The organism is Flavobacterium piscinae, assembly GCF_004122145.1.
Classification (GTDB): domain Bacteria; phylum Bacteroidota; class Bacteroidia; order Flavobacteriales; family Flavobacteriaceae; genus Flavobacterium; species Flavobacterium piscinae.
In genome coordinates this window covers 101,537-123,193 of the sequence record NZ_SBKQ01000008.1, presented here as the reverse complement: position 1 = coordinate 123,193, position 21,657 = coordinate 101,537, and the positions used below count along the sequence as shown (strand labels likewise).

Genomic DNA, 21,657 nt, shown 5'->3' with positions numbered 1-21,657 from the left:
AATGAAAAAAATATACTTTTTAATTTTCTTTTGTTTTAATTTTACGATGACAAATGCTCAAAAAATCAATGTAAAATATGGTATTTTAGAGGTTTATGAAAATTTTAAATCCGTTAATGTACCACCGCGAAATGTGGGTGTTTGGCTCCCACAAAACTATACTCCCAAGAAAAAGTATGCTGTTTTATACATGCACGATGGACAAATGCTCTTTGATTCCACTGTTACTTTTAACAAAACCGAATGGGGAGTTGATGAATGTTTAACAAAATTAATGCGGGAAGGAAAAATAAAAAACACCATTGTAGTTGGTATTTGGAATACAAATGAAAACAGACATCAAGAATATTTTCCTCAAAAACCTTATGAAAATTTATCAAAAGAAGAAAAAGAAAACGTAAGTATTTCTTTGAAAAAAATTGGTATGTCTGCAACGTTTACACCTTCCTCTGATAATTATTTAAAGTTTATTGTAGAAGAACTCAAACCTTTTATTGATTCTACCTATTCCACATTAACGGATAAAAAAAATACCTTCATCGCCGGTTCTAGCATGGGTGGACTAATTTCTATGTATGCTGTTTGTGAATATCCCAACGTTTTTGGTGGTGCAGCCTGTTTATCTACTCATTGGCCTGGAACATTTGAAGCGGATAACAATCCGGTTCCCAATGTTTTTTATAATTACTTAACTAAAAATCTTCCAAATCCTAATCAAAATAAGTTCTATTTCGATTACGGTACCGAAGAATTAGATGCTTTATATCCACCTTTACAATCAAAAGTTGATGCAATAATGACATCCAAAAGATTTTCAAATGAAAACTGGATTACTCAAAAATTTGAAGGAGAAAATCATTCTGAAAATGCATGGCGAAAAAGACTTCATATTCCTATTGAATTTTTACTGAAAATTTAGTGCCTCAACGAATACTCTTTTCATTTGAATGTAAATGAAAAGTTATTAATGAAAAATGTTAAAAAAATATAACTTTTAAAGAAAAAGCTTAAGCATAAATTTGTACTTTGGTAGTATAATTTATTTGCACTATGAAAAAAATATTTGCTGTAAAAACTTTATCGCTCTTTACTTTTTATCTAGCTTTTTTGTTATTGCCACAGAACTCCTATTCTCAGCTGGCAGTTCCATTTAAAGTTCGTTATCAATCGTATGTTAAAGGAGATATGATGGTCATATCAAATACAATAGTCAATCGAAAAGAAAATAGAACTTCTACATCTGAACCCTATAACGACATTACAGAAATCGCGAAATTGAATGATCAATTTGAAATGAACTACATCGACATCGATAATGATGAGTCAACTTTCAGTTCAAGTTCTGCCGTGTTAAATTTGAGCAATGTTTCATCAAAGAAAATAAAATATGCCGGTTTATATTGGTCTGCTACGTACAAATATGATTCCGGTGAAAGAGATAAAAACTGGAGATATGTGGCGGTAGATAAAAATAGAGCTTCGGTAAATGAAATTAAATTAAAACTTCCTACACAAAATGAATATATCACCATTACTGGTGAACTTATTTTTGATGGACTGTCAGTGAAGAACTTTAAAGAAAGTGCTCCTTATGCGGTTTATGCCGATGTAACGAAAGAAATTCAATCACTTCAAAATCCTAATGGAGAATATACTGTTGCCAACATTCGTGCCACAAAAGGTATAATTAGTGGTGGGGTTGCCGGTGGTTGGACATTATTTTTGGTGTATGAAGATGAAACAGAAACCGGAAAATTCATCACCTCTTTCGATGGTTTTGTTGGAATAACTGCTAGACCGGTAGAAATATTATATACCGGATTTAGTACCTTACCGGAAGGAAAAGTTAATGCTAAATTAGCTGGATCAGTGCTAGAAGGCGACAGAAACTTAGTAGGTGATCAATTGGAAATTAAATCAGGGGATAGTAAAAATTATACGTTATTAAGCCATTCTTTAAAACCGGTGGATAATTTCTTCAACAGCACTATTGTGGTAAATGATTCTTACTTTGAAAACAGAAACCCTAATAGCTTAAACACATTAGGGTATGATACTTTTCTTATCCCTATTGACAATGAGAATAATTCTGTTATTCAGAACAATACTTCAAAAGTTTCATTGAAATTGAAATCATCAGGCGATCGCTATAGTATGTTTTTCAGTGCTTTTAATGTGGAAGTAAAAGATCCTGTAAAAGAAATCGGATCACACCTTTTGACTTCAAAAGAGATAAAAGAAGTTCAAAAACCGGCTGCAGCAAATCCATATTTGGTTGTTACTGAGAAAGAAAATAGTAACGATTCAGATTCAATTAAAAATGAAAATATTAGCCTGGAAAAGCCTACTGTGTTAGAACAAGCTATTGCAGAAATAGAGCCCAAAAACGATGTAAAAGAAAAAACAGTAGAAGCTAAAGAAACTCAAATTGAAGAAGAAAAAGTTTCACCACCTCCCGCAAGAACGTATTTCAGCATTCGCGATATGATTAAAGAAAGTGAAAAAATGAATGCTGAAATTGGTGAAAACGAAATCAAAAAAAGAATAACCGTAATACCGGGTGCCGATGTATTAATTCCAAACCAACCCAAAGGATATTATGTGGTCGCCAATGTTTTTGCAAAACCAAATAATGCAGAACGTTTTGAATCTAAATTAAAGAGCAAAGGTTTAGATGCACAAATTCTATATAATCCTACAACAAACTATAAAAGTGTTTATATTGGAAAATTTAGTACTTGGTCTGATGCTATCAAATTTTATTATTCCAATGCTGAAGGGAAATATGATGATGAATTATGGATTATGTTAGTCAACACCTCAACCGGAACAATTTTATAACGTTTGCAATAATCTATAAATACAAAAAATCCCGATTGCTCGGGATTTTTTTATGATAAGATGCTTGAACTTATTTAGCTCTGTTAGCATATTTGTTTTTGAATTTATCAATACGACCTGCTGTATCAATAAGTTTCGATTTACCTGTATAAAATGGATGAGATGTTCTTGAAATCTCCATTTTAAACACCGGATATTCAACTCCTTCGTGTACAATTGTTTCTTTTGTTTCTACGGTAGATTTAGTAATAAAAACATCATCATTAGACATGTCTTTAAAGGCAACTAATCTGTAATTTTCTGGGTGAATTCCTTTTTTCATTTTGTGTAAATCTTTTTCTTATTAATGGTTGTGCTTCATTTTGCGGCTTTTCTTCTTGAAAAGGTATAAACGACACACAACTTTTTGTTTATACTATTTTGAGGTTGCAAATTTAATCAATTTTAATAAACTAACAACAAGTTTATAAAAAATATTTTTTTAGCTTTTTACGACTAAAATTGTAACGTTTTATTGAATTTTATTACTAACTTAGATAACCTAAACTTAAAATCATGGAAAACCAAAAACAATCAATCAAAAGTTTAATTCTTCTATACGGAACAATTTTAGCTGTTATCACAATCCTAATTTCTGTGGTAAAATATGCCATGGGTAATCATTTGGAAAGAAACGTTTGGGAAAGCGTTTTCGGAATTGCTTTGATGATAGCATTGACTGTTTATCCCATCATGCTGTTAAAAAAAGGAAATAACGGATTTTTAAATCTTAGTCAATCGATCAAAATCGGACTTGGTGTTGCAGCAGTTTCCGGAATTATTTCAATAGTATATTTCTTTATTTTTGCTAATTACATAGAGCCAGAGTTTGCTAAACAAGTGATGGATGCTCAAATGACTGAGGCAATTAAACAAAATCCAAACATGTCTTCGGCCGACTTAGAAAAAGGAAGAGAAATGGGACAAAAATTTGTCATGCCAATGTTATACGGCGGAATAATTGTGGTAAATTTATTTTTAGGATTTATCATTTCATTAATTGCTGGATTGGCGATGAAAAAAGAATAATTTTTGGATACTTCTTTGTATTTTTGACTTTTCTTAGAAAAGTTATATGAATATATCAGTAGTAATACCACTACTCAACGAAGAAGAGTCGCTCTCTGAATTGCATTCCTGGATTGTTCAGGTGATGAATAAACACAACTATAACTACGAAATCATTTTTATTGATGACGGTAGTTCGGATAATTCATGGAATGTAATCGAATCATTGACCAAACAAAATTCAAATGTAAAAGCTATCCGATTTCTGAAAAACTTCGGTAAATCACAAGCTCTTCATGCCGGATTTGCTAAAGCTAAAGGAGACGTTGTTGTTACTATGGATGCTGACTTACAAGACAATCCGGAAGAAATACCTGAATTATACGATTTAATTTTAAATCAAAATTATGATTTGGTTTCCGGTTGGAAGAAAAAAAGATATGACTCCGTTGTTTCCAAAAACTTACCTTCCAAATTATTCAATTGGGCAGCACGAAAAACGTCCGGTGTTCAATTAAATGATTTTAATTGTGGTTTAAAAGCTTATAAAAATTTGGTCATCAAAAACATTGAAGTTTCCGGTGAGATGCACCGCTACATTCCGGTTTTAGCCAAAAATGCGGGTTTTTCTAAAATTGGAGAAAAAGTAGTCAAACACCAAGCTAGAAAATATGGCGAGACTAAATTCGGCATGGAACGATTTATCAATGGTTTCCTCGATTTAATTACCATATGGTTTTTATCCCGATTTGGAAAAAGACCAATGCATCTGTTTGGAGCTTGGGGTGTTGTTATGTTTTTAATAGGATTTTCCACTTCCGGTTACATCGGGATTTCAAAATTATATCGATTGTATAATGATTTACCCTATGATTTAGTGACTAACAGTCCGTATTTTTATATCTCATTAACCACTATGATTATTGGCTCACAATTATTCTTAGCCGGATTTTTGGGAGAAATCATTTTGCGAAACAAAGAATCAAACGAAAATTATAAAATTTCAAACGAGTTAAATATGAACTAAAAATATAAGCCATTTTAAAATTAATAAACGCCAAAATCATGAAATTAGAAATCATTCAACAACAAATTATCGAGTTAAGAGGACAAAAAGTAATGCTCGATTTTCATTTAGCCGATTTGTATGAAATCGAAACTAAAGTTCTAAAGCAAGCTGTAAAAAGAAATATAAATCGTTTTCCAACTGATTTTATGTTTGAACTGAGTAACAAAGAGTTCGAAAGTTTGAGGTCACAAATTGTGACCTCAAAAAGAGGTGGATTGCGTTACATGCCATTTGCCTTTACAGAACAAGGAGTAGCCATGCTTTCCAGTGTTTTAAATTCGGAAAAAGCCATCGCCATCAACATTGCCATCATGCGAACATTTGTTTCATTAAGGCAATTTGCACTAAATTATAAAGATTTAAATGATAAAATAACCGAAATTGAAAAACAATTTCCTGATATATATAAAATATTAAATTTTTTAATGAATAAAGAAAAAACTGTTTTAATAAAAGAAAGAAATAAAATAGGATTCAAAAAATAAACACCATGTATATTCCTGAAAACATTCTCAAAAAAGTAAATGAGTGGTTAACACCAACCTTTGATGCTGCTACTCAAGAAGAAATTAAAAATATGATGACTTCTTCTCCAAAAGAACTAGAAGAAAGCTTTTATAAAAACCTAGAATTCGGAACCGGTGGAATGCGTGGTATCATGGGCGTTGGCACCAATCGAATTAATAAATACACGCTGGGAAAAAACACACAAGGTCTTTCCAACTACCTCAAACAAGCTTTTCCAAATGAACAGTTAAAAGTGGTCATCGCCTATGATTGTCGTCATAACAGTGATACCTTGGCCAAAGTGGTTGCCGATGTTTTTTCTGCAAACGGAATTAAAGTTTATCTTTTTGAAGAATTACGTCCAACACCGGAATTGTCTTTTGCTTTAAAACATTTGAATTGCCATGCAGGAATCGTTTTAACGGCTTCGCACAACCCCCCGGAATACAATGGATACAAAGTATATTGGCAAGATGGCGGACAATTAGTACCACCACAAGATGAAGAAATTATTCAAGTAATTGAAAATTTGGCCTATGATGAAATTAAATTCGAAGCCAACGAAAGTTTAATCGAATACATTGGTGCAGCAATTGATGAAGCCTTTTTTAATTCAACTATAGAAAATGCAAGTTTTAACACTCCGGCAGCTGCCAAAGAGAATTTAAAAATTGTCTATACTTCTTTGCATGGAACATCCATCAAAGCCATTCCGGCAGTATTAGCAAAAGCAGGATATACCAAAGTTAAAATCGTTAAAGAACAAGAAATTCCTGATGGTAATTTTCCAACCGTAAAATCGCCCAATCCGGAAGAACCGGAAGCGTTGACAATGGCTTTGGCTTTAGCAGAAAAAACCAATGCAGACATTGTAATTGGTACCGATCCGGACTCTGACCGATTAGGAGTAGCTGTTCGCAATACCGAAGGAAAAATGACTTTGTTAAACGGAAACCAAACCATGGTCATCATGACCGCTTTTTTGTTAGAACAATGGAAACGTGAAAATCGATTCAAAGGCAATGAATTTATTGGTTCTACTATTGTTTCCACACCTATGATGCTTGAATTAGCGTCAGCATATGGCGTAGAATGCAAAGTGGGTTTAACCGGTTTCAAGTGGATTGCCAAATTCATCAAAGATTTTCCAAACCAAAAATTCATTGGTGGTGGCGAAGAAAGTTTTGGCTATATGGTGGGTGATGCTGTTCGCGATAAAGATGCCGTAGCCGCTACCCTACTCGTTTGCGAAGTGGCCGCACAAGCGAAAGCAGCAGGAAGTACTTTGTATCAAGAATTATTGAATTTGTATGTTGATCACGGCTTTTATAAAGAATATTTAATCTCTTTAACTAAAAAAGGAATTGAAGGAGCAAACGAAATCAAACAAATGATGATTGATTTACGTGAAAATCCTCTCAAGGAGATTAACAATCAACGAGTAATTTGTATTGAAGATTATGAAAATTCAACGGCCCGAAATTTAATTTCAGGCGAAACAGAATCACTTGTTATTCCAAAATCAAATGTGTTAATTTATTATTTGGAAGACGGAACCAAAATTTGTGCTCGACCAAGCGGAACAGAACCAAAAATTAAATTCTATTTTAGTGTGAATGAACCGTTGGATTCCATCGAGAATTTCAAAAAAGTGGAAGCTGATTTAGATCAAAAAATTAAAAACATTGTCGCAGAAATGCAGTTAAACTAATGGATGAAAATTTAAAAAAAATAATTCCTTTTCTAAAACCATATAAAACCAATGTGATATGGAATATTATTTTCAATATTCTTTATGCACTTTTTAGTACACTATCATTCATCGCGTTAATTCCGATGTTGGATGTGCTTTTTAAAGATGCTGAAAAAGTAGTTGCAAAACCAAAATTCACTTCAATTTGGGAAATAACAAGTTTTGGAAAAGATTATTTATATTTCTACATAACAAAACTAACAGAGGAAAATGGTGCTCAATATGCTTTGTTATTAGTAGTTTGTATCGTAATCATAACCTTTTTATTGAAAAACTTATTCAATTATCTGGCTTTGAATCATTTGTTATTGCTGAAAAATGGCGTCTTAAGAGATTTGAGAAATAAAATGTTTGACAAAATCATCGACTTGCCGGTTTCCTACTATTCTGAAAAAAGAAAAGGAGATGTCATGGCAAGAATGCTAAATGATGTGAATGAAGTAAAAAATTCTTTCTTTTCCATTTTAGAATTAGTAGTAAAAGAACCCATGACCATTCTATTTACTATCGGTGCAATGGTTGCAATAAGTTTTAAACTAACCCTTTTCGTATTCATTTTTATTCCAATTTCAGGATTTATTATTTCCAAAATTGGAAAAAGTCTAAAAGCAAAATCCAAGAAAGCCCAAGATGAAAATGGTTACTTGATTTCTATTGTAGAAGAAACATTAGGCGGTTTAAAAGTCGTGAAAAGTTACAATGCTGAACGCACATTTACTGCAAAATTTAATGATTCTATTCAACGGCTTTACAGAATTACAAACAGCATAGGAAAAAAGAATAACTTATCATCTCCCCTGAGTGAATTCATGGGGATTTTAGTAATTGCCATTTTACTTTGGTACGGTGGAAATATGGTTTTAGTTGACAAATTAGCTGACGGAACTCCCTTATTGGAAGGGTCTAAGTTCTTGGCATACATGGGTTTAGCCTATAACATTTTAACTCCTGCCAAAGCGATTTCAAAAGCTTCCTACCAAGTTAAAACCGGCTTAGCGGCTGCAGAACGGGTTTTTGATGTTTTAGAGGTAGAAAACACAATAACTGATCAATCTAATGCAATTCAAAAATCTTCTTTCGATGATAGCATTTCTATTGAAAATATTAGCTTTAAATATGAAGATGAAATTGTACTTAAAAATTTCTCTTTACAAATTCCTAAAGGAAAAACGGTCGCTTTAGTGGGTCAATCCGGTAGTGGAAAAAGCACGATTGCCAATTTATTGACTCGTTTTTATGATGTGAATGAGGGTTCAATTAAAATTGACAACACAGACATCAAAGACTTATCGATGAATTCTTTACGCAGTCTAATGGGATTGGTAACTCAAGATTCCATTTTATTTAACGATACCATCAAAAACAATATTCTATTAGGAAAGCAAAATGCGACCGACGAGGAAATCATTGCAGCGTTAAAAGTTGCCAATGCGTATGAATTTGTGAAAGATTTACCCAACGGAATCGATACAAACATCGGTGATTCGGGTGGAAAACTATCCGGTGGACAAAAACAACGTCTTTCAATTGCACGTGCTGTTTTGAAAAACCCTCCGATTATGATTTTGGATGAAGCCACTTCTGCGTTGGATACCGAAAGTGAAAAATTTGTACAAATTGCATTGGAAAACATGATGCAAAACAGAACATCCATTGTCATTGCTCACCGCCTTTCTACCATTCAAAAAGCAGATGTGATTGTAGTAATGCAAAAAGGTGAAATTGTAGAACAAGGAACACACGAAGAATTATTAGCCAAAAACGGAATGTATTCTAAATTGGTGATGATGCAGTCGTTTGAATAAATAGTACTGAATTAAATCATTCAAAAATGACAAGATCTACTTTTACAATTCTATTTATGATTACAGCTTTTGTTTTCCTCTATGCAATGGCTTATTTTGAAAAATTAGATAGCGTGGCAACATTTAGTTTTATATTAGTTTTAGTGGCTTATACTGCAGGACAATATTCAACTAAATTCCCAAAAGAAAAAAAATAATGTTTGTACATAATCCAACAATCAAACTTCCTGAAGATCCGGACACCATCGTTTGGAAATACTTGGATTTGTCAAAGTTTTTGGATTTATTGCTTTCTAAAAAAATGTTCATGTCAAGGTCGGATAAATTTGAAGACCAATACGAAGGAACATTTAGTGAACCTACCTACGAAGAAATCCGAAAAATTGCCGAAAACAATCCGAAGTTTTTAGATTACTACAAATCACATCGCGAAAAAATTGTCATCAGTAGTTGGCACATCAATGAATATGAATCGTTTGCCATGTGGCAAATTTTTACCAAAAACAATGAAGGTTTGGCCATTCAATCTACAGTAAAACGACTCCAAGAAGCCTTAAAACCGGAACGAAAAACCGAACAATTTATTGGTGAAGTCAATTACATCGATTACAAAAAAGAATACATTCCGTTTGAGGATACTTTTTTTCCATTTCTATTCAAACGAAAAAGCTTTCAATACGAAAGAGAAATACGCATTATTTCAGATGTTACACAAAATAATATCATTGTGAATGACGGTGTAAAAATTGATGTGGACATTCATCAATTAATCGAAAAAATATACATTCACCCCAAATCGGAAAATTGGTATAAAAACTTGGTTATTCAGTTGATGGAACAACTCGGATTTAATTTTACGATAGAAAAATCAGATTTAGAAAGTGATATTTTGATTTAATTGAACGGTTTGTATTCGTTTAATTTCCACTCTTCATCCATCAAATCTATAAAATAGTAGAAAACCGCATCGTCTTTATCGAAATCACCGTTTTTATTCGAATCTTGAATGGTTCTAACGTACAAACGGTTTTGTACTTCCATTAAATTCCAATCAATTAACTCTTGGTAATCAGGTGTTATTTTGGTGAATTTCTCACCGGAAATATCACTAATATAAAGCGATCTAATGTCATTTGAATCTAATTTCCCGTCTTTATTTGTATCCATGTCTGAAATAGAATACACCAAAACTTCTTTTTTAGATTTTTGAGCTAACGTATTCAAATAAGTAGCGGTTTGAATAACCAATGTTTTATCTGTCAAGGGTTTAGAATTGACAGAATCAATATGTTGAATGTAAATATTCTGTAAAAAACCGGTAATTTCAAACCGATTGTAATTTGAAACCGCATAACTCAAACGACTTGTACTGGAAGTACCATAACTCATTTTAGATTTGGTGTCATAAACTCTGACCTCACCCACCGGATGAAGCAAGTAGGAAGTACCTTCCATATGTACCGGAAGATCGGCTATTTTTATTTGAGTCGTATCTACTTTAGCCTCCACCTTAGCGGCCGATTCTTCATAAATAACTTTTGGCTTTTCTTCCTCTTGCTCTTTGCAACTGAATAAAACCAAAACCGCCAAAAAACTATATTTGAAAATGAAACGCATACTAAAAAAGTTATGTTTCAAAGATATAAAATATAATCAGATTATAACCTTGCTGTTAACTTCAAATTAAATACTCGTGTTGTCATATAATTGGGTACACCGTATTGGGTTTTAGTATAAACATCACGTACCCAAGTATTTGTAATTGCATTTTGATTATTAAACAAATTAAATATCTCTAAACCTACTGATAAGTCTTTAAATCGCTTTAACCAATGACCGTCTGGTCTAAGCTCATTCTTTTCAGTTAAAACATATTGAAATCCAACATCAGCTCTTCGGTAATCTCGCAAACGCAATTGATAATCATATGGATCAGCATAGGACGGTGAACCACCGGGTAAACCGGTGTTGTATACCAAATTCAAATACATTTTTAAACTTGGAATATTCGGTACATAATCCTGAAACAAAACGCCAAATTTTAAACGTTGATCGGTTGGTCGGGCAATAAAACCTCTGTCTTGATAATTTTCTTCCGTTTTCAAATAACCAAAACTAAACCATGATTCGGTTCCGGGAACAAATTCGCCGTTTAAACGCATATCAAAACCATAAACATATGCTTCTGCTTCATTATCAGCTATATAGCGAATACGAACATTATCTAAGGTGTATGTGTTTACATCAGACAAATCTTTATAATACAACTCACTTACCAATTTGAACGGTCTGTCCCACATTTTAAAACTGAAGTCATTACCTAACACAAAATGAATGGATTGCTGAGCTTTCACGTTGGGTCGCACCTGACCGTCAAATCCGCGAAGTTCTCGATAGAATGGTGGTTGATGGTAAAGCCCTCCTGAGGCTCTGAAAACCATGTCTTTTTTCCATTTTGGCTTGATGGCAAATTGTGCTCTTGGACTAAAGACCAGTTGACTTTTCCCATCTAAATCATCACCGGAAACTTGCCATTGATGCATCCGTACGCCGGCATTGTACCAAACTTCACTAGAACCTAAATTCGATTTTCTACTCCATTGTGCATAACCCGAAAAACGATCTATTGTTGTAAAATTGGTAGCTCGAACACTTTGAAAAGGAACCAAAGGGCCAACATACGGATTATAAGGTTGGTCGTTTACAGGAAAATCACGTGGGGGATTGATTGAAAATCCGGCAGAATCAATTACTTCCCACTCCACTAAACGATCGCGAATGTCTTCTTTGGTATATTTTATGCCCCATTCGACAGTGTTTTCTCCTAATTTATGAAAACCTTTTACTTCTGTGTTGATAATTAAGGCGTCTAAATCATTTCGTCCGTGATTCAATTGCGTTCCAATGCCACGATTAAAACGAACATCGCCAAATGTTTCCGAACCAATGTTACTATCCACTTCTCCTAAAAAATAAGCAGCAAAAATATCAAAATACTCTTGTTCTTGGGTGTGATAAACCGACCCTATAAACTTTAAAGTATTGTTATCATTGATGTTATAGGATGTTTTAAACGCTCCAAACAAGGTTTGGTATTGGTCTTTTTCCTGACCTTCATAAAAAATCTGTAGGGCAATCGGTTCATCAATGGTTCCAAAATTGGTTTGACGCGTCAAGGGTTCAAAATTATAGTTGTTTTGAGAAATATTTCCTAAAAATCCAAATTGCCATTTGGTGTTGGGTGTAAACGTTAAATAGGTTTGCACATCGGTAAACGTTGGTCGAAAATTTGACTGCGTTTCTTGACTATTCACTAATAAACTGTTATCTCGGTAGCGAACACCTGTGATATTGGCCCATTTCTGGTTTTTGCTCACGCCTTCCACTGTTAAACTTCCTCCTAAAAAACTGGCTTCTAAAGCGGCTGCGTAGCGAGTGGGAATGCGGTAGGTGATATCTAAAACAGAAGACAATTTATCGCCATATTTGGCTTGAAATCCACCGGCAGAGAAGTCAACATTTTGCACCATATCGGTGTTCGTAAAACTCAACCCTTCTTGCTGACCGGAACGAATTAAAAACGGACGGTAGATTTCAATTTCATTGACATAAACGAGATTTTCATCATAATTTCCACCTCGTACGGAATATTGTGTGCTTAATTCGTTGTTAGAATTCACACCTGGCAATGACTTTAAAATATTTTCAACACCGGCATTTGCTCCCGGAATTGTTCTGATGACAGCGGGTTCAATTGTAGTGATCCCTTCTACCCTCTTTCTATTTCCTGCAGTAACGATTACTTCTCCCAATAAATCTTCAGAATCGCTCATCTGAAAATTATACTCATAATCTTCATTGGTTTTTAATTCTAATTTAAGCGTAGCTTTTTTTAGAGAAACATGTGTAAAAACTAACGTGATTTTTTGGTTGGCCGGAATCGTTAACGCATAAAAACCATTCACATTTGTGGTAGTTCCTTTATCTTGATAATTGATATTGACACCTTCAACCGGATTATTATTTTTATCTAAAATGATTCCTTTTATTCTGGCTGTTTGTGCCTTGGCTAAAAATCCGATGCAAAAAAGCACGAAAGCCACTATAAATTGTTTTGTTTTCAAAAGATGAATTTAAGGTTTTTGACTTCTAAAAAAATGTGATTCAAATATAGTAGAATTTCCGACATTATCCATAATCACAATCTTTAATTCGTTTCGTCCTTCTATAACGAGGTTATCCGAAAAATCGTGTACAATCTTATTACTTTTATAATCATAGTCAAATAAAATCCATTTGCCATTCAAATAGCCGTTGTAGGATTTGATACCGGAAAGATCATCCGTAATTGTAAACTGAAGATTATTTTGCTTACTCAACCACTTCCCTTCTTGAAAATTAATTGATTTAATTTTAGGTGCCACGTTATCTTTTACTAATTGAAACTGACCTAAATTTCTGGTCCAAGTACTAAAAACATGCTCTTTAATTTTGGTAGTATTATAAGTTATTTTTCCACCTTTTAGAGTAGCAATGAAATACTTTTCACGTTCCTCTGCCGAAATGGAATCATTTTGAAACGTAATATTTAAATTCGAATGAACCGGAGTAGCATCATCTTGTAAAGTCAAAACATTATCTTTTACTTCAAAATTCAAATAAAAATCTTCGTAAAAAGTGTTTTCAGGGATAAAGACAGAAATATTGTCTTTCGTAAAATTATAATCGTTGGAAGATTTTACAAAATAGTTTGTCTTTTGTTCTTTATTTAGAATTTTAATCGGCTGATTTGAATATTGAATCGGGATTGTTACAGATGTTTTATTACCATGATAATCGGAAACTTCCAATTTATAGATGTGAGAAAGATTATTCTCAACTTTAATAATTCCATTATTTTGATTGGAAGAAACTAAACTCAGTGGATATTTTTTGGCTAAGAATAATTTCTGCACCCGTTGATTCATTTTTTTGTATCGATGGTAATCAATATAAGCATTGATATAACGAGTTTCATCATAACTAAAGGTATCAAATGTGATCTCAAACGATGGTTTTCCGTCTAAGGTTGAACTAATTTTATATACACCATTTTTACCATAATTATTATCCGATTGATCGTATGTGTTTACGCCGATGCCAATTTCACCTTTTGCTAAAACTTTTGTAGCCAGATAACTTCCGTCTTTTTGCTGCGAAATCGGAATTTGAATTGGAATTTGCGACTGATTGACCAAACCGTCTTCGCTGAGCGGATATACTACAATTTCATTGATAACCGGAATTCGTGTGTCTTTTACTTTTGTATCCAACCCAAAAAAGAAGGGGTTGATAATCTTTTCCGTCTTCGTATCTCGGTACTCAAAATGCAAATGTGGTCCGCCGGAACCACCTGTATTTCCCGATAAAGCGATAATTTCTCCTTGTTTTACAATTAAATCTTCGGGTTTAGGAAAAATATCAATTTCAAAACTTTCCAAGGCATAATGTTGCTTTTTCAAGTAGGCATCAATTTTTGGTGATGTTTTCAATAAATGTCCATAAACAGAAGTATATCCATTCGGATGAGTAATGTAAATCGCTTTACCGTAACCAAATGTGGAAATTTTTATACGAGAAACAAAGCCATCGGCTACAGCAATAACATTCAATCCTTCTTTTTGTTGGGTTCGAAAATCGATACCGGAATGAAAATGATTGGAACGCAATTCGCCAAACGTTCCGGAAAGTGATAATGGAATATCTAATGGCGGGATAAAATCTTCTTTGGGATATTGATTTTGAGAAAACACCATCATTGGGGCTAAAAAAAGGAAGTAAAATAGATATTTCATGGCTTAGAATTTTTGCTAATTTAAAAAAAGTAGTACAAAATTCAAACCAAATTTAAAAAAAGTCAATATTTTACTGATTTACTTGACTTTATCACAAAAAACAAATTGAAAACAAAATTTATTTTTTTTATTTGCGTTAATCATTTAGGAATGCTAACTTTGTAATTCGTGTAATGAATACATGCTCCTATGAGTGAAATGGTAGAAATTGTTGATTCTCTTGAAAGTAGGCTCTCCAAACTGATAAGCAAATTGCAAAGTTTAGAGACAACTGTTCAAGATTTAAAGCAGGAATTGAAGAATTCTACTCAAACCATACAAAAACAAGCAAATGAAATGGAAAGCTTGAAAAAACAGTATGAAACACTCAAAATAGCCAATTCATTATTAGGCAGTGACGAAAATAAAAGAGATACGAAGCTTAAAATAAATTCATTAATTCGTGAAATTGATTACTGTATTGCACAGTTATCTGATTAATACAGCATGAACGAAAAGCTTAAAATTAAACTATCAATTGCAGACCGAGTTTATCCGTTAACGGTAGACCCCATGCAAGAAGAAGGACTTCGAAGTGCTTCCAAAAAAATTGATATCATGATTAAGCAATTTGAAGAAAATTATGCTGTGCGAGACAAACAAGATGTGTTAGCCATGTGTGCTTTGCAGTTTGCCTCTCAGTTGGAGCAAAAAAAAATCGAAACCACGGAAGACAATCAGGAATCGTTAGAAAGACTGAAAAAAATAAATGATTTATTAGCTAATTATCTGGAAAAATAAATACGTTCTTATACATTAATTAAGATACTGCCTACATTAGTTTCTATTTGATAAACTCAACACTAACAATTTAGAATGAGCGAATCTTCATTACTATAGCATGCCCACCTTGTAGTGGGATCCTTGAACAATGAGTTAGCTCAAAACTTGTCATAACGAGTTTATACAATCACCTAATGTAGGCTTTTTTTATATATAAACCTTACACAAACAAATGGACAGTACATTACTACTTATTATCGCCGGAATTGTTGGTCTTGCAGCGGGTTTTGCAATTGCAAAAGTCATTGAAAAAAGCAACGTTTCCAACCTTATAAAAAATGCAAAAAAAGAAGCTGCTTCCATCCTAAAGGATGCAAAAGTAGAAGCAGAAAACATCAAAAAAGACAAACTACTTCAAGCAAAAGAAAAGTTTTTAGAATTAAAATCGGAACACGAAAAAGAGATTTTATCAAAAGATAAAAAAATTGCTGAAGTTGAAAAAAGAGTACGTGACAAGGAATCACAAGTGTCGAGTGAATTAGCAAAAGCAAAGAAATCAGCAGACGATTTTGAAGCTAAAATTGCAGATTACAATAATAGACTTGAAGTACTTGATAAAAAACAAATTGAAGTTGAAAAACTCCACAAAAGTCAAGTTGAACAATTAGAAGTTATCTCCGGTTTATCGGCTGAAGATGCCAAAGAACAATTGATAGAAAGCTTGAAAGCCGAAGCAAAAACCAAAGCGATGGCTCATATTCAAGATACGTTAGAAGAAGCAAAATTAACCGCTCAACAAGAAGCTAAAAAAGTTATAATCAACACCATTCAACGTGTTGGAACGGAAGAAGCTGTTGAGAATTGTGTTTCTGTTTTTAACATTGAATCGGATGATGTAAAAGGTAGAATCATTGGTCGTGAAGGAAGAAATATCCGTGCCTTAGAAGCGGCAACCGGTGTTGAAATTATTGTGGACGATACTCCGGAAGCGATAATTCTTTCCTGCTTTGATCCGGTTAGAAGAGAAATTGCCCGTTTAGCGTTACACAAATTAGTGACCGATGGACGTATTCACCCGGCCAGAATTGAAGAAGTGGTTGCTAAAACGACCAAACAAATTGATGATGAAATCATTGAAGTGGGTAAAAGAACCGTTATCGATTTAGGAATTCACGGTTTACATCCGGAATTGATTAAAGTAGTAGGTAGAATGAAATACCGTTCTTCCTACGGACAAAATTTATTACAACACTCCAGAGAAGTAGCCAAACTATGCGGAATCATGGCGGCTGAATTAGGTTTAAATGTGAAATTAGCCAAACGTGCCGGACTTTTACACGATATCGGTAAAGTGCCTGACACAGAAAGTGAATTACCTCACGCTATTTTGGGTATGCAATGGGCCGAAAAATATGGTGAAAAAGAAGAAGTTTGCAATGCCATTGGTGCTCACCATGATGAAATTGAAATGAAATATTTGATTTCTCCAATTATTCAAGTATGTGATGCGATATCTGGTGCAAGACCGGGAGCAAGACGTCAAGTGTTAGATTCCTACATTCAACGTTTGAAAGATTTAGAAGCGATTGCTTTTGGATTTAATGGTGTGAAAAGTGCATATGCCATTCAAGCCGGACGTGAATTACGTGTGATTGTGGAAAGCGAAAAAGTATCAGACGAACAAGCAGCTAAACTTTCGTTTGAAGTATCTCAGAAAATTCAAACTGAAATGACTTATCCGGGACAAGTGAAGATTACGGTTATTCGTGAAACGAGAGCGGTGAATATTGCTAAATAATTTCGTTGTCTGTTGTCTGTTTTCCGTTAAAAAAAAAGATAATAATTTTACAGAATGACTTGAAGAAATGCAGGTCATTTTTTTTTAATACAAAGATAAAAACAGACAACAAAAAAACTATAACAGATAACAGACAACAGACAACTGACAACAGACAACTGACAACCGATAACAGAAATCACTTCCTCGGGTGAAACTGATTTACAACCTGTGTTAAATATTTTCGATCTAAATGAACATAAACCTCTGTTGTAGTTATCGATTCATGTCCCAACATTAATTGAATGGAACGTAAATCGGCTCCGTTTTCAAGTAAATGCGTTGCAAAAGAATGACGAAACGTGTGCGGACTAATCGCTTTGTTTAAATTTATTTTAACCGCTAAGTCTTTTATAATCGTAAAAATCATTGCTCGGGTAAGTTGCCTTCCTCTACGGTTAAGGAATAACGTATCTTCATGTCCTTTTTGGATATTTAACTTTATGCGGACATGGTTTTTATACAGCTCAATAAACATTTGTGTTGTACTTCCGATGGGAACAAAACGCTGTTTGTTACCTTTTCCTGTAATTTTAATAAATCCTTCCTCAAAAAATAAATCAGAAATTTTAAGGGTGATTAATTCAGAAACACGCAATCCACAACCATATAAAGTTTCCAACATGGCTTTGTTGCGTTCGCCTTCTTCTTTCGATAAATCGATAGCGGCAATCAAAGCATCAATGTCTTGAACGGAAAGTGTATCAGGTAGTTTTCTGCCGATTTTGGGTGTTTCAATTAATTCCATTGGATTATCTGAACGGTAATCCTCAAAAATTAAATAAGAAAAAAAGCTTTTTAAGCCGGAAATAATTCTGGCTTGCGAACGCGGATTAACTTCTTTAGAAATAGCATAAATAAATTGCTGAATTTCTTCCTCACCAATAGTAATTGGATTTTTTTGAATCGAATTTTTATCCAAAAATTGGGTCAAACGAAACAAATCAAACGAATAATTATCAATTGTGTTTTTTGATAAACCTCGTTCAATTTTTAAATACGATTGAAAACTTTTTATATACGTTTGCCAATTCATGTTTCAAAGTTCGACAATTTAAGGAAATAAAAAAACCACGCACAAGGCGTGGTTTGAAATATTATTTTTAATTATTAGAAAAATAATGAGAATCCAACATTTACTTGGAAAACACCTTTATCTGTATAATTATCATTTAAAGAATGATTGTAACGAATCCCTGGTTCAATAGCAACATTTTTTCCTAAAAATAAAGCGTATCCTCCTTGAATTCCTAACCAAAGTGGGTTCTCATCAGCATCCTTAATTGAAGCACCTGTTAAATCTAAACCTACAGGAAATTTACTCATCACATAGTATTTAGCTCCAATTTTGTATGATAAGGTATTAGAATCAAAATCATCATTTTTGAAACCACCATATCCTAAACCAACTTTTAAAGCTAAATCATCCATTATGAAATAACCTCCATCAACTCCAAAGTTGTAAGAAGAGTTACCGTCTTGACTAGCAAAATAAATACCTGTACTTCCGGTTTCTGCAAAACCAGTGTTTGCTTCAATTAATAAATTACCTTTAGCTGTTTGTCCTCCATTATCTGAAGTAGCCTCTTGTGCATTAGCAAATCCAAAAGCGAATACTGCTGCAACTGTTAAAATAATTTTTTTCATGTTTTACTTGTTTTAAAGTTATGCTACAAAATTAGTAACTCTTTTTGTAAGTAATTATTGGTCATTTTTGACTTATTAACAATCTTATCAACAAAAGTTTATTGTTTTTCACGATTCGTTAAACAATAAAATTGTAGTAAATTTGTTTTCAAATAAATCAACTAAATAATTGAAACATGAAAAAGCTAATTTTAATTTTTGCGTTTTTGGTTTTAGGACTAACACAATCAAACGCTCAAATGCTTAAGTTTGGTGTAAAAGCCGGAGCCAATTTTGCCAGTTTGGATGGAGATGGATTAGAAGGTTTAGAAACCTATACTAGTTTTCATTTTGGTGCTCTATTGGAATTGAAAGTTTTTGAAAACTTTTCCCTTCAACCGGAATTATTGTATTCCTCACAAGGGGCTAAAGTGAACAGTGAAGCTGTGGATGATATTAACTTTAATTATGTAACTGTTCCAGTATTAGCAAAATTCTACTTGATATCGAACAGATTGAGTGTAGAAGCAGGTCCGCAATTCTCCTTTTTAATTAATGATAATGTCGGCGATCAATTTGAATCAGAATCGTTCGATTTTGCAGCGGTCGGCGGTTTAGGTTTAAACATTACAGATAATATTTTTGTCCAAGCCAGGTATGTAGCCGGTTTAACGGAAGCTTCTAAAGATGCCGAAGTGAAAAACAGAGTAATTCAAGTTTCACTGGGTTATCGATTCTAACCAATAAAAATTTTAAACCATATGAGTCATATAAGTTTTCAGACACTCTAAACTTACATGACTTATATGGTTAATTTTTTTCTATTTTACTTTATCAGAAACAAAACCTCCTTTGGCACTGGAAACCTCAACGGTTGCTCCGCTTGTGTTTCCAGAAACAATCCAACGAACTTTCACGCTTCCCATACCACGTATATTTTCGATATGAATGGTTTGCGGACTGTGTTTTTGCTCGGTAAACAAATTCAAGTCTTCGTTTTCAACGGTCATTCCGGCCACAACATTGGCTCCTTTTAAAGCAATATAATCCGGTCGTTCAATTTTATTTTTGACATCGATTGATGAATGGGTTGGAATAATTCGTGTATTCATGATTGTAGCAGTAATTGCTGTTAATCCGTTAGAAAGTTTTTCTGTTTTTATATCAATTATTTCCAATTTAGGGGTTTGAAACGCATGATATAACGTAAAAGCCATATTCCGATGAGCATCTTCCTGCAGCATAAAGCCCGGATGGTTACGGATATAATTCTTCTTGGCTCCTCCTATTTCAATTTCACCAAACTGAGGATGATTAAATGGTTTCCATTCTACATATCCATCGCCAAATAACAAATATTTATCAAACTCATTAAACTCATCATTGTCCCAACGACTTCGTGTATTCTTTTGATTAAATAATTTATAAGACGTCATTAATTCATTACTAAACGTAAAAATGCCTCGTGTTAGTGAAAGAAAATCAATTTCTCCACCATAAACCGTATATAAATCTTTGTGTAATACAAAATAATTATAACCCGGTATCATTTTCTCCCCTAATTTACCGATGTTATCATACACTTCAATATCTTGTCTGCTGAACAACGGATCATCCTCGGCCGCACCCGGACCACGCAGAAACATCCCCCCATAATTATGATAACTTTGTGCACCGGCAATATTGGGGTGATTGATTATAAAATTTTTCACGGCTCGTGTTTCCGGTAAAGTTCCGGGATAAAAAAGAGCACCGCGTTGCACATAATCAGGTTGCCAATTCCATCCCCAATCACGATTGGGATCATAGGTACCCAATTGGTCTTCGTTTACCAATCCGTCTCCATCAGCATCAAGTCCTTCGTAACCTAATAATTCATAGTCTCCCATTTCATCCCCTCGCACTTGATACATTCGGCTAGGGTATTTCGGATCAATTTTATAACGGCCTGTTTTAGATTTTCTCCGCATCATCACAATATTTCCATCACCATCTAAATCGTTGTATTTGTCTTCATTCACCAATCCATCACCATCGTTATCAAAAGGACGCATTCCGGAACGGGAAGAATTGGCCGTGTTTTCTTTATGAATAAAATTTTCCCGAGCATCCGGGCTAATCGTCAAAGCAATGTAAAATACTTTCTCCTTGAGCAAAGTATTGATGAATTTGACCGTCTGAAAACTTTCTGCCAAATACCAAGCCGTGTACATTGAAATTTCAACCCCTTGTAATTCGTTGGCATGTATACCACCATCAATATAAAATCCGGGTTTGTTTTCTATTTTATCAGTTTTAAAATCGGACACTGTCAACACCCAAATATCTCTTCCTTCAAAAGATTTTCCGATGGATTCCATTTTCACTAAATTGGGATACGCTTTTACCAAATCTTTACAAAACTGTGTAATTTGAGCATAATCATGATACCGATCCCATGACATTCGCACTTTTGGATTGGCCGGTGAACCAATCGCACGCATTCCGTTTAAATCTTGCGGAGCAATATCATTTTTTTGAGCATTTATTGTTGTGATTAACAAACATAAAATGGAAGTCAATATATATTTTTTCAT

20 protein-coding genes and 1 other RNA gene are annotated in these 21,657 nt (G+C 33.7%); 14 read left to right on the top strand and 7 right to left on the bottom strand.

Annotated features, from left to right (window positions below; genetic code table 11):
* Position 1: 1 nt before the first annotated feature.
* Together EQG68_RS09090 and EQG68_RS09085 are read left to right on the top strand one after the other, a co-directional pair.
* Entirely contained in the window at positions 2–919 is a 918-nt protein-coding gene (locus EQG68_RS09090) for an alpha/beta hydrolase (RefSeq protein WP_129464515.1), read from the top strand.
* A gap of 131 nt (positions 920–1,050) precedes the next feature.
* The gene (locus tag EQG68_RS09085; RefSeq protein ID WP_129464513.1) at positions 1,051–2,841 is read left to right on the top strand and encodes an SPOR domain-containing protein; all 1,791 of its coding nucleotides are present in this window, start codon (positions 1,051–1,053) and stop codon (positions 2,839–2,841) included.
* A 70-nt stretch (positions 2,842–2,911) separates the two neighbouring features.
* On the opposite strand, the gene EQG68_RS09080 is transcribed toward EQG68_RS09085, so the two are convergent.
* Positions 2,912–3,163 (bottom strand): type B 50S ribosomal protein L31, encoded by a 252-nt coding sequence (locus EQG68_RS09080; RefSeq protein ID WP_129464511.1) that lies wholly within the window; start codon positions 3,161–3,163, stop codon positions 2,912–2,914.
* Positions 3,164–3,396: 233 nt separating this feature from the next.
* Between EQG68_RS09080 and EQG68_RS09075 the strand changes: the two genes are divergently transcribed.
* The 7 genes from EQG68_RS09075 to EQG68_RS09050 are packed head-to-tail and all read left to right on the top strand — an operon-like array spanning position 3,397 to position 9,920.
* A complete protein-coding gene (locus EQG68_RS09075) occupies positions 3,397–3,909 on the top strand; it encodes a DUF4199 domain-containing protein (protein ID WP_129464509.1) in 513 nt (170 codons plus the stop codon).
* 46 nt (positions 3,910–3,955) lie between these two features.
* Positions 3,956–4,915, top strand: coding sequence for a glycosyltransferase family 2 protein (locus EQG68_RS09070; protein WP_129464507.1), 960 nt, complete (start codon positions 3,956–3,958; stop codon positions 4,913–4,915).
* Between the two features lie 38 nt (positions 4,916–4,953).
* Entirely contained in the window at positions 4,954–5,442 is a 489-nt protein-coding gene (locus EQG68_RS09065) for an ORF6N domain-containing protein (protein WP_129464506.1), read from the top strand.
* A 5-nt stretch (positions 5,443–5,447) separates the two neighbouring features.
* On the top strand, positions 5,448–7,175 hold the full coding sequence (locus EQG68_RS09060) for a phospho-sugar mutase (RefSeq protein WP_129464505.1): 1,728 nt from the start codon (positions 5,448–5,450) through the stop codon (positions 7,173–7,175).
* Positions 7,175–9,022, top strand: a complete 1,848-nt coding sequence (locus EQG68_RS09055; RefSeq protein ID WP_129464503.1) for an ABC transporter ATP-binding protein — start codon at positions 7,175–7,177, stop codon at positions 9,020–9,022. Before EQG68_RS09060 ends, EQG68_RS09055 begins: the two co-directional genes overlap by 1 nt.
* 26 nt (positions 9,023–9,048) lie before the next feature.
* Entirely contained in the window at positions 9,049–9,219 is a 171-nt protein-coding gene (locus EQG68_RS15040; protein ID WP_164975420.1) for a hypothetical protein, read from the top strand.
* Positions 9,219–9,920: a DUF2971 domain-containing protein gene (locus EQG68_RS09050; protein ID WP_129464501.1), complete on the top strand. Its 702-nt coding sequence runs from the start codon at positions 9,219–9,221 to the stop codon at positions 9,918–9,920. The genes EQG68_RS15040 and EQG68_RS09050 overlap by 1 nt, the downstream gene beginning before the upstream one ends.
* On the opposite strand, the gene EQG68_RS09045 is transcribed toward EQG68_RS09050, so the two are convergent.
* Genes EQG68_RS09045 through EQG68_RS09035 form a run of 3 tightly spaced genes read right to left on the bottom strand, consistent with a single transcriptional unit; the run spans position 9,917 to position 14,856 of the window.
* Positions 9,917–10,639, bottom strand: a complete 723-nt coding sequence (locus EQG68_RS09045; protein WP_129464499.1) for a hypothetical protein — start codon at positions 10,637–10,639, stop codon at positions 9,917–9,919. The genes EQG68_RS09050 and EQG68_RS09045 overlap by 4 nt on opposite strands.
* Positions 10,640–10,680: 41 nt before the next feature.
* Positions 10,681–13,146 carry a TonB-dependent receptor gene (locus EQG68_RS09040; RefSeq protein WP_129464498.1) on the bottom strand — a complete coding sequence of 822 codons (2,466 nt, stop codon included), beginning with the start codon at positions 13,144–13,146 and terminating at the stop codon, positions 10,681–10,683.
* Positions 13,147–13,155: 9 nt separating this feature from the next.
* Positions 13,156–14,856 carry a M23 family metallopeptidase gene (locus tag EQG68_RS09035; RefSeq protein ID WP_129464497.1) on the bottom strand — a complete coding sequence of 567 codons (1,701 nt, stop codon included), beginning with the start codon at positions 14,854–14,856 and terminating at the stop codon, positions 13,156–13,158.
* A gap of 189 nt (positions 14,857–15,045) precedes the next feature.
* Between EQG68_RS09035 and EQG68_RS09030 the strand changes: the two genes are divergently transcribed.
* The 4 genes from EQG68_RS09030 to rny all read left to right on the top strand — a co-directional run bounded on the left by EQG68_RS09030 (position 15,046) and on the right by rny (position 17,416).
* Positions 15,046–15,336 (top strand): hypothetical protein, encoded by a 291-nt coding sequence (locus tag EQG68_RS09030; RefSeq protein ID WP_129464496.1) that lies wholly within the window; start codon positions 15,046–15,048, stop codon positions 15,334–15,336.
* A 6-nt stretch (positions 15,337–15,342) separates the two neighbouring features.
* The gene (locus tag EQG68_RS09025; protein ID WP_129464495.1) at positions 15,343–15,636 is read left to right on the top strand and encodes a cell division protein ZapA; all 294 of its coding nucleotides are present in this window, start codon (positions 15,343–15,345) and stop codon (positions 15,634–15,636) included.
* A gap of 54 nt (positions 15,637–15,690) precedes the next feature.
* A non-coding RNA gene (ssrS, locus tag EQG68_RS09020) (6S RNA) lies at positions 15,691–15,799 on the top strand.
* 51 nt (positions 15,800–15,850) lie between these two features.
* The gene (gene rny, locus EQG68_RS09015) at positions 15,851–17,416 is read left to right on the top strand and encodes a ribonuclease Y (protein WP_129464493.1); all 1,566 of its coding nucleotides are present in this window, start codon (positions 15,851–15,853) and stop codon (positions 17,414–17,416) included.
* 178 nt (positions 17,417–17,594) lie between these two features.
* Here rny and xerD read toward each other — a convergent pair whose 3' ends face one another.
* Together xerD and EQG68_RS09005 are read right to left on the bottom strand one after the other, a co-directional pair.
* Positions 17,595–18,491: a site-specific tyrosine recombinase XerD gene (xerD, locus tag EQG68_RS09010; protein ID WP_129464491.1), complete on the bottom strand. Its 897-nt coding sequence runs from the start codon at positions 18,489–18,491 to the stop codon at positions 17,595–17,597.
* Positions 18,492–18,565: 74 nt separating this feature from the next.
* Positions 18,566–19,102: a hypothetical protein gene (locus tag EQG68_RS09005; RefSeq protein ID WP_129464490.1), complete on the bottom strand. Its 537-nt coding sequence runs from the start codon at positions 19,100–19,102 to the stop codon at positions 18,566–18,568.
* Between the two features lie 176 nt (positions 19,103–19,278).
* On the opposite strand from EQG68_RS09005, the gene EQG68_RS09000 reads away from it, so the two are divergent.
* Complete coding sequence (locus EQG68_RS09000; protein ID WP_129464488.1) at positions 19,279–19,821, top strand: porin family protein; 543 nt, start codon at positions 19,279–19,281, stop codon at positions 19,819–19,821.
* A gap of 81 nt (positions 19,822–19,902) precedes the next feature.
* Here the strand turns inward: EQG68_RS09000 and EQG68_RS08995 are convergent, their stop codons facing one another.
* A complete protein-coding gene (locus EQG68_RS08995; RefSeq protein ID WP_129464486.1) occupies positions 19,903–21,657 on the bottom strand; it encodes a M14 family metallopeptidase in 1,755 nt (584 codons plus the stop codon).